Source organism: Pauljensenia sp. UMB10120, from assembly GCF_030212035.1.
GTDB lineage: Bacteria > Actinomycetota > Actinomycetes > Actinomycetales > Actinomycetaceae > Pauljensenia > Pauljensenia radingae_A.
Map to the genome: position 1 here is coordinate 330573 of NZ_JASODH010000002.1, position 13790 is coordinate 344362.

Annotated in this window: 14 protein-coding genes; 8 read left to right on the top strand and 6 right to left on the bottom strand. The window is 61.5% G+C overall.

Annotated elements, in window-relative coordinates; genetic code table 11:
• Positions 1-6: 6 nt before the first annotated feature.
• On the bottom strand, positions 7-201 hold the full coding sequence (rpmB, locus tag QP093_RS03330; protein WP_058236488.1) for a 50S ribosomal protein L28: 195 nt from the start codon (positions 199-201) through the stop codon (positions 7-9).
• 216 nt (positions 202-417) lie between these two features.
• Here rpmB and QP093_RS03335 point away from each other — a divergent pair, with 216 nt between their 5' ends.
• The gene (locus QP093_RS03335; protein WP_285014672.1) at positions 418-1995 is read left to right on the top strand and encodes a hypothetical protein; all 1578 of its coding nucleotides are present in this window, start codon (positions 418-420) and stop codon (positions 1993-1995) included.
• Positions 1992-4163 (top strand): ATP-dependent DNA helicase RecG, encoded by a 2172-nt coding sequence (locus QP093_RS03340; protein ID WP_285014673.1) that lies wholly within the window; start codon positions 1992-1994, stop codon positions 4161-4163. The genes QP093_RS03335 and QP093_RS03340 overlap by 4 nt, the downstream gene beginning before the upstream one ends.
• On the opposite strand, the gene QP093_RS03345 is transcribed toward QP093_RS03340, so the two are convergent.
• Both QP093_RS03345 and QP093_RS03350 read right to left on the bottom strand, forming a co-directional pair.
• Positions 4160-4483 (bottom strand): branched-chain amino acid transporter permease, encoded by a 324-nt coding sequence (locus tag QP093_RS03345; RefSeq protein WP_285014675.1) that lies wholly within the window; start codon positions 4481-4483, stop codon positions 4160-4162. The two genes, QP093_RS03340 and QP093_RS03345, sit on opposite strands and share 4 nt — an antisense overlap.
• Positions 4480-4623: a hypothetical protein gene (locus tag QP093_RS03350; RefSeq protein ID WP_157843501.1), complete on the bottom strand. Its 144-nt coding sequence runs from the start codon at positions 4621-4623 to the stop codon at positions 4480-4482. Before QP093_RS03350 ends, QP093_RS03345 begins: the two co-directional genes overlap by 4 nt.
• Positions 4624-4694: 71 nt before the next feature.
• Here QP093_RS03350 and rsmD point away from each other — a divergent pair, with 71 nt between their 5' ends.
• From rsmD to QP093_RS03380, 6 genes are all read left to right on the top strand, one after another.
• Positions 4695-5264: a 16S rRNA (guanine(966)-N(2))-methyltransferase RsmD gene (gene rsmD, locus QP093_RS03355; protein WP_285014678.1), complete on the top strand. Its 570-nt coding sequence runs from the start codon at positions 4695-4697 to the stop codon at positions 5262-5264.
• Positions 5261-5776 (top strand): pantetheine-phosphate adenylyltransferase, encoded by a 516-nt coding sequence (gene coaD, locus QP093_RS03360; RefSeq protein WP_285014680.1) that lies wholly within the window; start codon positions 5261-5263, stop codon positions 5774-5776. Before rsmD ends, coaD begins: the two co-directional genes overlap by 4 nt.
• A gap of 20 nt (positions 5777-5796) precedes the next feature.
• Positions 5797-6507 carry a hypothetical protein gene (locus QP093_RS03365; protein ID WP_058236495.1) on the top strand — a complete coding sequence of 237 codons (711 nt, stop codon included), beginning with the start codon at positions 5797-5799 and terminating at the stop codon, positions 6505-6507.
• The gene (locus QP093_RS03370; RefSeq protein WP_058236496.1) at positions 6500-7066 is read left to right on the top strand and encodes a YceD family protein; all 567 of its coding nucleotides are present in this window, start codon (positions 6500-6502) and stop codon (positions 7064-7066) included. Before QP093_RS03365 ends, QP093_RS03370 begins: the two co-directional genes overlap by 8 nt.
• A complete protein-coding gene (gene rnc / locus QP093_RS03375) occupies positions 7059-7799 on the top strand; it encodes a ribonuclease III (RefSeq protein WP_480295782.1) in 741 nt (246 codons plus the stop codon). Before QP093_RS03370 ends, rnc begins: the two co-directional genes overlap by 8 nt.
• Positions 7800-7872: 73 nt before the next feature.
• Positions 7873-8487, top strand: a complete 615-nt coding sequence (locus QP093_RS03380; protein WP_058236871.1) for a response regulator — start codon at positions 7873-7875, stop codon at positions 8485-8487.
• Position 8488: 1 nt separating this feature from the next.
• On the opposite strand, the gene QP093_RS03385 is transcribed toward QP093_RS03380, so the two are convergent.
• Genes QP093_RS03385 through cydD form a run of 3 tightly spaced genes read right to left on the bottom strand, consistent with a single transcriptional unit; the run spans position 8489 to position 13715 of the window.
• Entirely contained in the window at positions 8489-10201 is a 1713-nt protein-coding gene (locus QP093_RS03385; protein ID WP_285014683.1) for a sensor histidine kinase, read from the bottom strand.
• Complete coding sequence (cydC, locus tag QP093_RS03390; protein WP_285014685.1) at positions 10198-11958, bottom strand: thiol reductant ABC exporter subunit CydC; 1761 nt, start codon at positions 11956-11958, stop codon at positions 10198-10200. Before cydC ends, QP093_RS03385 begins: the two co-directional genes overlap by 4 nt.
• Positions 11955-13715 (bottom strand): thiol reductant ABC exporter subunit CydD, encoded by a 1761-nt coding sequence (gene cydD, locus QP093_RS03395; protein WP_285014686.1) that lies wholly within the window; start codon positions 13713-13715, stop codon positions 11955-11957. The genes cydC and cydD overlap by 4 nt, the downstream gene beginning before the upstream one ends.
• Positions 13716-13790 lie beyond the last annotated feature (75 nt).

The following is a 13790-nucleotide window of genomic DNA, read 5'->3' on the forward strand; positions in this document are numbered from 1 at the left end:
AGCGTATCAGCGGGTGTGACGCGCCACTCGTTCAGACTTCAGGCACTTCGTGCACACATTCAGTCGCTTGGGTGTGCCGTCAACCAAGGTACGAACGCGCTGGATATTCGGGTTCCAGCGGCGATTCGTGCGCTTGTGGGAGTGCGAGACACTCTTACCGAAGCCCGGTCCCTTGCCGCAAACGTCGCATACGGAAGCCACGATGATCTCCTCTAAGTAGTCAGTTATCGTCCCAAATGAGACAGTCGATGTGGTGCGAATCCACCACGAGCAACCACAAAATGGTAGCTGATGACAGGCCTATTCTCCAACTCTTTGAACCACATTGCCTGTGTCAGTTCCACCACATCTGCGCGCGGGCGACCAAAAGTGAGACGATAGGATCACCCGTGACTACTCATAGCGAAAGGCCTATCCGTGACCGGTGAACTCTCAGCACACACGCTGGCACTCACGCTGACAACAGCCGCCACGGAACTGGCCAAATTGCGTCCCTTCCTGGATGACCTCGATGGATGGAACTCCCACGACTGCGACACGGGCACCAACGCGCTTCTGACAGTGGAATCCATGAGCCGCCTCGCCCCAACTGACCCGGACATGCCTCTGGCTGATTACCTCGACACGTTGGTCAGCGAGGGGATCCGCACAGGGCACGGACACGTCGGATTGCTCATTACCGCTCTATGGAGTGCCTGGGCACACGCCCTGCGACAAGAATCCGGCGCAGATCTCAATCCGATCATCGTGCGACGGATGCTCACATCCGCCCCCTGGGATGCGCCCGACGCCCACGTGAATGTCGCACCTGCCCTTGCTGCAATGTTTGATGAGGCAACCAGCGAACTCGAGGTTCTGGGAGCAACGGTTCCTGATCAGAGCGACCTCGTCTCCCTGTATTCCAGCCAATTGCAGTATGGGTTGATCAACGCCACTGATGACTATATCGACGCAGGTGCAGCAGCCCTGATCGTCATCGCCGCATCACTGGACTGCACCATGCGTAACGATCCAGCCATCCTGGACTCACTGGCACGTATGATGAGCGACCTGGCTCATTCACATTCGCGCCTGGTTTCGACCGCTGTCCGCCCGCGCGACGCCTTCAATGTGGACATGATTGTGGCAGGCAGTACTGACGATGCCACGAATGCAGGCGACTATCTTGATGCACTGGAAGCTCGGTGGGCGGCAGTGGGAGCCACCGATTTGTTTGCCTATGGCACCTGGCGTTTCCGCATCGACACATCGGCGCCATTGGCAGTTCGACCACCCCACGGCACCGTCACCCGGTTTATGGTCCGTGACGGCCGACCCGACGAACTCATCGGCGTGGACACGCTCAGTGACGGTGTGACGCATCGCGGCGCTCAGCTCCTCGAACGCCGCACCCACCAGCGCATCGAACGCGCCACAGTTATAGCGATGACTCATGCACCCGGCCTTGTCGAAGACCTCGCACAGGCAGGAGCACTGACACTGCTCGACCCGAGTGACCAGGACATTGAGGCCATCACTTGCGCCCTCGCGCATTCGTCAACAGGAGTGTCGCTCATTGCCGCCTGCGACAGTGCCAGCCGCGCACGTGCCGAACGTATTCGTGATGTATCGCCCCACACAGTCATTGTCGCCCCGTGCGAGGACGACCTGACAGCGCTGGAATGCACCCGAGCGTGCGCCAGCGCCTTCGTCCCACAGCCAGGCGGACCCACCGTCGCACCTGTCATGCAGACCATGCTGACTCAGTCAGCAGCGCGCGCAGCTGCAGCCAGCTTCGCCCTGGCCATTACCTATGATGCGGATGAGCAACTTCCTCTTGCCGTGCGGGAAGTCAAGGCGCGCGCCCCCAGACGCGTGCGTCTGTTGATCGGAGCTGCCGACGGTCCGAACCTGACGGCAACGGTTCGTCAGATGCTGGCACCTGACATCAATGAGCTCGAAGTAATTGACGGCGGGCAGGCAGGCCCCAGCATTATTCAGGGACTGACCGTATGAACGGGTTTTCCACCTCCCTCGACGTCCCCCTTGCGCTGCGTCTGCCCGCCTCGACGGCGCGAAAACTTGCCGCACACGATCTGATCTCGGTGGCTGACCTGCTCACGTACGGGCCACGCAGGCTCGACCAGTGGGGCTCGCTCACACCGATCAGTTCGCTGCACGAAGGGGACACGGTGACGATCCTCGCTGAAGTGCTCAGTGCCCAGATGATGCCCAACCGCACGCGCAAAGGGGTACGCTTCGTGGTTGAACTGACCGATGGGTCCGAGACGATCACCGCCACGTTCTTCGCTTCCACGCGCTATCGCCTCGCGCCCCACGAACGACTGCTCGAACCTGGTGCGCGCATGCTGTTTGCCGGCAAGGTCGGTTCCTACAAGGGGAAGGTTCAGCTGACAAATCCGCAGTTTGAAGGCGCGCAGGACGCCACGATTCCGGAGATCGTTGAACGCAGCCAGCGACTCATCCCCATTTACCCGGCCACTGCCTCGCTCAATTCGTGGACCATTGAGCGCGCTGTGTCTTTTCTGCTTCAGTCCATGCACGAGGGCGACCTGGCTGACCCCGTCCCGGAAACGATTCGCCGTGAAGCTGGTCTGCCTGATCTGGTCACCACGTTGCGCGCACTGCACGAGCCGGACAGCCGCGAGGACTGGAAAACTGCCCGCGCGCACATGGCGTGGCGTGAAGCATTCACACTGCAGGCTGGGCTGGCCTGCGTCAGACGCGGTAGTGACATGGAAAGGGCGCCGGTGTGTCCGCGAGGCGATGACGGTGCCGTCCAGGCTTTACGCGACTCCCTGCCTTTCGACTTGACGGGCTCCCAGGAAGCAGCGGTGGAGGCCATTTCACGTGACCTCATGCGCGAACGCCCCATGCAGCGCCTCCTGCAAGGCGACGTGGGATCCGGTAAGACGGTGGTATCGGCACTGGCCATGTGCCAGGTTATGGATTCAGGATTCCAGGCGGCGATGCTGGTACCCACCGAGGTCCTCGCTGAGCAGCACTACCAGTCCCTGCATGCCCTGATCGCGCGGATGACCACCCACGCGCCACGCATCGAACTGCTCACAGCTTCCACTCCGCGCGCCGAGCGCCGCACTCTGGAACGCGACCTTGCTGACGGCCAGCCCATGATCGTGGTCGGTACACACACGTTGCTGCAAGATAGCGTCACATTCGCGCACCTGGGCCTGGTTGTCATCGACGAGCAGCATCGTTTCGGTGTTGCCCAGCGTGACCACCTGCGCGGCGCGGCCACCGCTGCCACGCTGACGATCCCGCACCAACTGGTCATGACCGCCACGCCCATTCCGCGAACTGTCGCGATGACCGTGTTTGGTGACCTGGACCAGACGTGCATCAATGAGCTTCCACCGGGGCGTCGCCCCGTCAGCACATTCTTAGTCGATGTGGCCAACGCGGCGTGGATGCAGCGTCTATGGGAACGCGCCCGCGAAGAGATTGACCAGGGCGGCCGCATTTTCGTCGTCTGTCCACGTATTGACGAGGGAGACGACGTCGAAGACACGGATGCAGCTGACCACCGTCCACCGCTCGCATCCGTCCACGCGGTGGCGGCCGCACTGCGCACCCAGACAGCGTTGCAGGGTATCGGGATCGAGGAACTGCACGGACGAATCGGCAGTGCTGACAAGACCCGCATCATGGATGACTTCATTGCGGGTCGCGCCCCTGTCCTCGTGTCCACCACAGTGATCGAAGTGGGAGTGGATGTGCCCGAAGCGACCATGATGGTCATCATTGACGCCCAGCAATTTGGCCTCTCACAGCTGCACCAGTTGCGCGGCCGTGTCGGACGCTCGGATTCAGACAGCGTGTGCATGGCGGTACACCGCCACGACCTGTCGGCACCAGCCCGCGAACGGCTCGAGGCCTTCGCGCGCACGACAGACGGATTCGAACTGGCGCGCGTGGATCTGACGCTACGTCGAGAAGGCGACGTGGTCGGCGCCCAACAGTCAGGGCGCACCTCGGGACTGCGTTTCCTGTCGGTCGCACGAGATGGCGACATTATCGAGCAGGCGCGTGACGCTGCGCGACGCACCATCAGCGCAGACCCCTCACTGGCCGATCACAGCGAACTTGAACGAGTCATCAGAGCGCGACTGTCCTCACAGGTCGCGTGGATGGAGCGTTCCTAGCCGACCACTGCTGACAGTGCGATACACACGACTGTTCCGTTGAGAATCGAAATCATGAGGTTGTGTTTCCACAGGTGCAGTCCGACCGTCACGACGAGGGCGACCAGTGTCGGCATTGTTGCCTGCAGGTCGCTCCACGCAACATCCATCATCGTGTAGACGCTCAAGATGGCCATGATGCCCACAGTCATGCGCCTGCCCAGCCATTTGATGAGGCGAGATTCGCGGATCGGGGCGAGCAACGCGAACGGCACGGCGCGCAGCAACACGGTGACAAGACCGGCTACCGCAAGGATCGCAATCAGATACATCGTATTCATCGCCTCTCCTTCGCGGCGAACATGACAACCAGAACCAGCACGTAGGCCGACATGGCGATGACCAGCATTGATCCGGGCACAACAATCGCGGCCGCCACGCACAGGCGCCCCGCATATGCCACGTCGTGTCCGATGCTCACCGAAATTATGGTGGCACGAGGGCCAGTGGCCGCGATGTATGTCCACGCTGCGAACCAGTAGAGTAGGTCCCATGACACGGATTGTGGCCGGAAAGGCAAAAGGGCGCGTACTGAAGGTGCCTGCACGCGGAACGCGGCCCACATCGGAACGCGTGCGCGAAGCACTGTTCTCACGCCTGGATGCCATGAATATGTGCGATGGGGTAGCGGTGCTGGACCTGTACGCAGGGTCGGGAGCGCTGGCCTTCGAGGCCCTCTCACGCGGAGCAGCCCGGGCTGACATGGTGGACAGTTCACGTCAGGCTGCCCGCGCCATGAGTACGAACGCAGCGATGATGGGCTATGAAGATCGCACGCGCATCCACACCCTCGACGCGCTGGCGTTTGTGCAGTCAGGCCGCGTGAGCAGCCCGGTTGACCTGGTGTTCGTGGACCCTCCCTATGATTTGGCACAAAATGCGCTCGCGGCCGTGCTGGCCGGACTCGCGGCGCACCTGTCGCCAGACGCCCTCGTCATTGTGGAGCGATCAACCCGCTCACAGGCGCCAGACCTGCCGGATGGCCTGGTGTGCGAAGATCACCGTCACTGGGGTGAGACTGCCGCGTGGTTCATTGGCCGTGCCGATAGGGTGGAGTCATGACGCAACGCCAGCCACTCATCGCAGTGATCCCGGGATCCTTCGACCCCATCACCTGCGGCCATGTCGACATCATCGAACGCGCTGCACGCTTCGCGGACCGCATCATCGTGGCGGTGGGGATCAACTTGGCGAAAACCACGATGTTCGATTCTGCGGCGCGTATCCGCATGGCGCAGGCAGCGTGTGCCGATCTGGACCCCGCCATCGCCGGCCGCATCAGTGTGAAGAAAATGGACGGCACGGCGATTGATTTTTGCCGCTCCCACCAGGCACGCGTGATCGTCAAGGGAATCCGAAACGCTGCCGACATGCAGTGGGAAGAGGTCCAGGCGTGGGTGAACCGCACTCACGGTGAGGTGGAAACATTGTTCCTCCCCACCGCGCCGGAGCTGGCACTCGTTTCCTCCAGCATCGTGCGCGAACTGTTGGCGTGGCAAATGGACGCTTCTCGGTATGTTCCACCGGCAATTGTGCCGATGTTGACGGACAATAAGACTCATAGACACTCATGAGGCAACAGGCGGAGGACACAATGGCTTACGACGAGAACGTCCCTTCTGACGAGCCGAGTGACAGCTCGGAAGTGTATGGCCCATCGACGGTGATCGCGGCGCTCGAACAGATCGAAGCACTGGTTGAAGAGGCTCGTTCGGTTCCACTTTCAGCATCCGTGATGGTCAATCGCGCTGAGATCCTTGATCTGATTGAACAGGCCCGAGCCGCGCTGCCTGAAGACCTGGTTGCAGCAGACGCCCTCGTCGCTGACGCCGACGCCGTGCTGGGCCGGGCTGACTCGGCCGCTGAAATGACGCTGACGGAGGCCCGCACGCAGGCACGAACCCTCACTGATGAGGCGCGTGAGCAGGCCGAGCACATGATCGCTGAGGCGCAGGACAAGGCACAACGCACCGTGGCCCACGCGCAGGAACAGGCTGAACATGTTGCCAATCAGGCCCGCTCCGACGCTGAAAACACGCTCAGTGATGCGAATGCTCAGGCTGAACGCCTCATCGCGAGTGACCGAATCTCCCAGATGGCGGAAGATCGTGCACGCCAACTGGTCGGTGAAGCGAAGAACGATGCGCGCAAACTGCGCGAAGGTGCCGACCGCTACGTTGTGAAGTCCCTGGGCGAGCTGTCCGACGTGCTGTCGGATCTGCATCGACGTGCGCAGGCCGGTCAGCGCACCATTCTGGAGCGCGCCAGCCAGGAAAAGACGGATATCTCCCTTGACGATGAGTAAACGCGAACCGGTAGCGGCATCCTCACTGACCGTGTCACTGCGCGACGTGCCGCGCCGCGTTGGAACGACCCGCAGTTATGAGCTGCAGTGGCACGTGCCCGCAGGTATCGGCACCCCGATGATGGCGATTCGTGAAGGCGCGCTCGTCCCCGTCACCGTGGACATCACGTCCATTGACGAGGGAGTCCTGGTGCGCGCACGCTGCCAGTGTGACCTGGAGGGTCAATGCGTGCGCTGCCTGGATGACATTGTGCAGGAAGCGGACGTGGACGAAAGCGTCGTCTATTACGATCAGCAGCCGGAAGGTGACGAGGACGCCCTTGTCATCAGTGCGCACGACATGCTGGATCTGGAACCGATGCTGCGTGACGCAATCGTGCCGCTGATTGATCCGCAGCCACTGTGCGGTCCGGACTGTCAGGGGCTGTGCCCGCATTGCGGTGAGCGTCTGGATGATCTGCCTGAGGATCATCACCATGAGGTTATTGACCCTCGGATGGCTTCCCTTGCGCAGCTGCTGGATGATCTGAACGTACAGGACGGGCAGGATCGTGGCTAAGCATTCGAAACTTCCTGAACCTGTCAATGTGGATACGGCTGAGCTGGAACGCAACTGGGGGATTGAGGTTGACCCCTCGCTGCTGCACCGCGCGCTGATTCACCGGTCTTTCGCCTATGAGGCCGGCGGGATTGCGCATAATGAACGCCTGGAATTTCTGGGCGATTCTGTCCTGTCCATCGTGGTGGCAGCCCGCCTGTTCGAGGATCACCCTGACCACAGCGAAGCAGACCTGTCGCGCATGCGTGCGGCCACCGTATCGCAGGAGCCTCTGGCATACGTCGCGCGGCGCATCCACCTGGGTGATTTCCTGTACCTGGGCAGGGGCGAAGATATTCACGGTGGACGTGACAAGGACTCTATCCTCTCCGACGCGCTCGAAGCGCTGATCGGGGCAACGTTTCTGACACACGGGTTTGAGAAGACTCGTCAGATCGTGCTCCACCAGCTTGCTGACCTGCTGGATCGCGCTGTTGTGCGCGGACAGATGCAGGACTGGAAGACAACGCTGAGCGAATATGCGCGCGACCACGGTCACGAGCAGCCCGTCTACCAGGTCACCAGCACCGGCCCGGATCATGAGCGCAGCTTCACCGCCACCGTTGCTTTCGGTGAGGTGGGCTATGAGAAGTCGGCGCTGGCAACAGCGGAAGGCACGTCGAAGAAGCACGCTGAAAATGCGGCGGCTCGAGCTGCGATCGCGCGGCTTGACCCGGATTACCCCATGGAATGATCGCGCCGCCAGGCACACTATGATGGGACATGTGATGAGTAACGAAAATCCTGAACGTCCAGATGTTCGCGTCATGATCGTCGATGATCATGAGATTGTGCGTCGAGGAATTGCTGAAATCGTCGACCGGGCCGATGGCCTGGAAGTGGTTGCAGAAGCGGGCACCGTGGCCGACGCGTTGCGCCGCGCCGATCTGGTTCGCCCGGATGTTATCCTGGTGGACTTGCAGCTGCCGGATGGCACCGGCATCGACATTATGGACCGTCTGGGCACTGACCATCCTGAAATCCGCCCGATCGTACTGACCTCGTTCGATGATGACGAGGCACTGGCTGAGTCCCTTGAAAAAGGGGCACGCGCCTACGTGTTGAAGACAGTGCGTGGAGCTGAAATCACTGACGTGATCCGCGCCGTTTCAGAAGGGCGTGTCCTGCTCGATGAGCGCACTGTGACGCGTCGCCGCGCTGATCACGATGACCCTACAGCTGACCTGACACCTTCTGAGCGCAATGTGCTCGAGCTGATCGGCGATGGCCTGTCGAACCGTGAGATCGGGGAGAAGCTCGGTGTGGCTGAAAAGACGGTGAAGAACCACATTACGTCGTTGCTGTCGAAGATGGGTCTGCAGCGTCGCACGCAGGTGGCAGCCTGGGTGGCGGGCCAGCGAGCGGCGGCCTGGCGTAACTGACCTATTCCGGGTCGATTTCCGCGCGCCAGATAATTTCTGCACCTGCGCCGTCGATACCTGCGCCGAACACGAAACTGCCGGCGTGACGTCGGGCGCGCTCACGCATATTGGACAGGCCGGAATTGCGTGTGCGGTGCGGGTCGATTCCGCGTCCGTCGTCAGCCACACGCACGCACACTTCTCCAGCAGTGTCATCGGATGGGGACGTCACTTCCAAAATGACGCGCCCCGCCGTTGCGTGCGCATGCCGCGCAATATTGGACAGTCCTTCACGCACGACAGCCACCACATCATCACCCACATCATCGGACAGCATGTTTTCGATGGCGCTCACCATCGCGTCTTCTGCTTCTTCGTCCTCGTTAATCGCCGTGCCGTCCAGTGAAATGACGAGGGAGGGCGCGAATCCGAGGAAGGAGCGTGACAGGGAAGATTCCTGACGGACGCGCTCGACCAGACCGACATTCTGGTCGGGCTCGCGCAGGCCGTGGACGATGGCACGGATCTGGCGCACGGCTTCATCCACCGAGGCCAGTGCTTGATCCAGAATCGACGACACCTCGTCGGTCGATGCCTCTTCTTCCCTGACTTTTGAGCGGGCCGCGTCCAGGCTCATCCCCGCCGCGAACAGCTGCTGGATCGCGAAGTCGTGCAGGTCCCGGCTGATACGTGAGCGTTCATCGAGCAGGGTTTCCACGTCTTGAATGTGGCGCGCCGATGCCAGCTCCAATGCCAGGGTGGCCTGGGATGCGAGGGATTCAGCCAGCGGCAGGTCTGACTGGGCGAATTCCTGGCGTCCGGGTTTGCGCAGCAGGATCAAGACACCAGACGTTTCGCCACGAGCCTTCAGGGGCGCGTACAGCGCGGGGCCGAATTTCGTGAATTCCGGGACGCGCATGATCTGTGCGTGCTCCATTGAATCAACCATCATGCCGGTGCCTTCCCTCAGCACGGACATGGTGCGGCCTTCTTTCGGGAAGGTCAGTCCCAGCAATCGATCCGCGTCGTAGCCGTCGGTGATCTCCGCCGCATACGTGTCGCCCACGGAGGGCAGCACAATGATTGCGGTATCCGCGTGGGACACGTCGCGCACGGTGTGCGCAATGAGTTCGAGGGCTTCTTCCTCGTCGGTTCCTTCCAGCATTGCTGTTGTCAGGCGTTGTGAGGCTGAGATCCAGCGTTCGCGGTTACGTGAGTGTGCGAATCGTTCAGCGTTTTCGATTGCCAGTCCGGCTGCGCGTGCCAGCGCGCTCACCGTTGCGACGTCCTCGTCGGTAAAACCGCCGACGCGCCCTGTCAGGAACAGGCGCCCGAACACCTGTTCGTGCACGTTGAGGGAGATTCCCAGGAAGTTGTCAATCGGTGAGGAGGACCCAGCGTCGGCTGGTTGGGCGGGAAGTTCGAAATCGACGTTCGGGTTGAGCAGGTCAGGTATGACCAACGGCTCATGGGGCGGGATATGCGCCGTGAGCGTTTCGATCAGGGGCTGCGTGTGAAGTTCCTGGGCTCTGGCTCCGTGACCGACCAGCCGCGCGGTACGTCCCCACGTGTCCAGCACGGCCACGCCGCCCCACCTGGCGCCAGTGAGCAGGCACGACTGATCGACGAAAGTTGTCAGAATCGGATCCAGTTCCAGTGAAGCCGTCAGGTCCAGTACAGCCTGCAGGATCGACGGGTCCGCATAGGTGTCATTCGTGTGTGTTGGTGGTGTCACTGTTCCTCCTGCTGCAGTGCCCACCGATAGTTTCCAGCGTGAGCGATGAGCTGGTCGTGAGTGCCCGATTCCATGACATGTGCGATGCCGTCCTCATCCTGTTCCAGAACGATTACCTGGTCAGCCTTGGCAAGGCCCGACAGGCGGTGCGTGACGACCACGATGCCGCGTCCCTGGTCAGTCGGGCTGAGCAGTGTATCCATCAAGGCGTCAGCGGTTGTCGCGTCCAGATGCTCGGCAGGCTCGTCCAGCAGAACAAGCGGGGCAGGAGCAGCCAGCGCGCGGGCCAGCAGCAGTCGGCGGCGCTCACCACCGGAAACTGTGGTGCCTCCAGAGCCGATCAGCGTGTCCAACCCTGCCGGCAAGGCATCACACCACTGTCCCAATCCAGCCGTCTCCAGCAGCTGCCAGGCTTCTTCACGGGTCACGTCCGACCTGGCAACACGGATGTTCTCATAGACGGTCGTGGCAAAAATGTGTGCATCTTCGGCGGTCATCGTGATGCGGCGGGTCACGTCGTCGCGATCAGCCTGCCACGCGTCCACGCCGTCAATCGTGACACGCCCTTCCTTGGGCGGAAGCATACCGGCGAGCGTAAACAGGAGCGTCGACTTGCCGATGCCGGACGGTCCCACAATGGCGATATGGGACCCCACGGTGATGTCCAGCGAGATTCCACGCGCAATGGTCGGTCCGTCAGGCCACCCAATCGCAAGGTTTTCCGCAACCACTCGAGGAGTGGCGCCGGTGTGCGCAATGGGATGAGTTTGAGGCGCGTCCCCCTCGCCCAGCAGATCCACAATGCGCGTTGCAGCGTCGGCAGAACGCAGAAGTTGAACGGCTGCGCCTGGAAGTTCCGCGGTGCCTTCAAATGCGGCCAGTGGTGTGAGTACGATCACCGCCAGTGCCACCGCGGCAAGCGCGCCCGAGCGTGTCTGTGGGATGCCGACCAGCAGTGCTCCCACGACGGCAGCACCCATGGCCAGTCGATCCAGCGCAGCAGCCCAACCGGCCGGCCACGCTGCCTGTCGTGTGGATGCGACGAGGGAATCCTCAATGCGTTCGATCCGTTCGCGCACATGAGCCAGGCGGCCCTGGATCTGCAGTTCACTGGCACCATCCATGACGGTGACAACAGATTCAGACAGCTGCGTGCGCGCGTGACGCGACGACATCTCGGCTTCTCTGGCTGCATACATGTTCAATGCGGGCGCGATAACGCCGGAGACCAGCAGGCACAGGAGCAGGATCAGCCCGGCGGCAGGGCTGAGCAGGCTGATTCCAATGACGGTCCCGACTCCCACGATGGTGGTGACAATCGAGGGGAGCAGTGACTTGACGACCAGGTTGCCTACTTCATCTACGTCTGAACCGGTGCGTGCCAGCAGGTCGCCGCGCTGAAGCTTGGCAACGGTGTCGACGCGGGTAGTGGACAGGATGCGGTAGACGTTCTGCCGTAGCGCGTCCATTCCCGTTAAGGCGACTTGATGGCTGGCCAGGCGCTGCAGATAGCGCATCAGCGCGCGAGAAATGCCGAACAGGCGCACCGCGACGGCCGCGACCGTCAAGTACAGGACCGGCGGGTGTTGGGAGGCGCGCGCGATCAGCCAGGCAGAGGTGGCGGACAGGGCGATTGCAGCGCCCAAACCGAGTACTCCTAACAGAACCGACAGAATAAAGTTCTTCTTATCGACATCCAGAAGGTCGATGACGCGGCGCACAGCGCGCCGTTCTTTTTGCGTCAGAAACAGGATCATTTCACCGCCTCCGATTCGTCGAGGAATCCGGGCAGCGTCACGCTCAGGTCTTCCAGTTGCTCAATCTGCGTGAGGATGGGGTACTCCTCGGCATCCTGAGCAGTTGCTGCCTGCGCCGAGACGGTAATGACATGGTCTGCTGCCGCAACGACAGCCTGGCGGTGCGCAATGACGATGACCGTTCGCCCCTGCGCTTTCATCTGCTCTAGGGTGCGTACCACGACATGTTCACTGACTGCATCCAGGTGCGCCGTCGGTTCATCAAGGATGACGATAGGGGCCGGATCGAGCAGCGCATTCGTGAGGGCAAGGCGTTGACGCTGACCCACTGACAGGCCGACACCGCGGTATCCGATCTGCGTGTCCCATCCGTCGGGTAGTTTGTCGAGCACCGCGTCGAACCCGGTTGCCTTGCTGGCGGCATCACGCTGCTGATCAGTGACATCGTGCGATATGACGTCTCGGATGGTGCCGGGAACGAACGTGGGGGATTGTGGAACCCACGTGACCTGGGTCCACCATGAGTGTGGATCGATGTCGGCCAGGTCTACAGGTTCATCTGTGCCGGTATCCGGCTGTGCGATGAGGATCCGCCCTCGGGTAGGTGGTTCCAGTGCCAGAAGAGCCATAACCGTCGTTGTTTTTCCGACTCCGGATGGGCCGACGAGGGTGTTGATCGTGCCCGATTGGATCGTGGCGTTCAGACTATGAGGTGCCCACACTTGCCGGGCGGCAACAGACAGGTCCTCGATGATGATGTCGCGCGAACTCATGTCGGGTGACTGGTGTGCGCCGTGTTCGGTTACGGGCGTTTCCAGAATGTCGAAGGCGGCTTCCGCGGCGGCAATTCCGTTTGCTGATGCGTGGAACTGTGCGCCGACTTGGCGCAGCGGTTCGAATACTTCAGGGGCCAGCATGATGACGGTCAGGCCGACGGTGAGCGATACGGTTCCGCCCACCAGTCGCATGCCTACCTCAACCGCAACCAGCGCCACGGACAGAGTAGTGAGAAATTCGAGGACGCCTCCAGACAGGAAGGCGACCGACAGCGTCGCCATCGTGGTGCGCGTATTTTCCGCCCCCAGGCGCTTCATATGCGCCATCGGGCCTTTTTCGCGCCCCAGGCCTCGGAGCGTGGGCAGGCCCGCCATCAGGTCAAGCAATTGTGAGCCGAGCCGTTCCATGGAGGCAAGTTTGCGCCGTGATGATTCCTGCGTGAATCGACCGATGAGGATCATGAAAACCGGAATCAGCGGGATGACGATCGCTGCGATCAGGGCTGACCAGAAATCAAGCAGGAGCATCGTCAGCAGCGCGAGGGGGGTGACCGTCATTGCGAGGATGAGCTGAGGGAGGTATTTGATGAAGTAGGGCTCCAGATCCGCCAGACCGCGTGTGGCCAGGGTGGCTACGTCCGCTCCGTGACGAGCACGCCAACGTGGTCCAAGTTTTTCAACATGGTCGAGGACTGCGCCGCGCATCTCTCGCACTGCTTTTTCTGCGGCGCGCTGACTCAGCGTTTCACGCAGGCCGATCGTCGCCGCCCGCACAGCCAGCACACCGATCAACAGGCCAATCGTCGGCATGACGTCACGCAAATCCGCTGTTCCCTCGATGACGGGGGAGGCGGCCCGGGAGATCAGGAGGGCCTGCACGATGACGAGAGCTGCTGTGAGCAGACCCAGAAATGCGGTGAAGACGATGTGGACCCGTGCTGAACGTGCGTATTTCAGTAGTCGCGGATCAAGAGGTTTCACACGTTCTATTGTGCCAGTTGTGGGTACGAAGTCCCAAAAGGGCGCGCAATAGGGAAGGTCCCCGGCTCCGTTGGA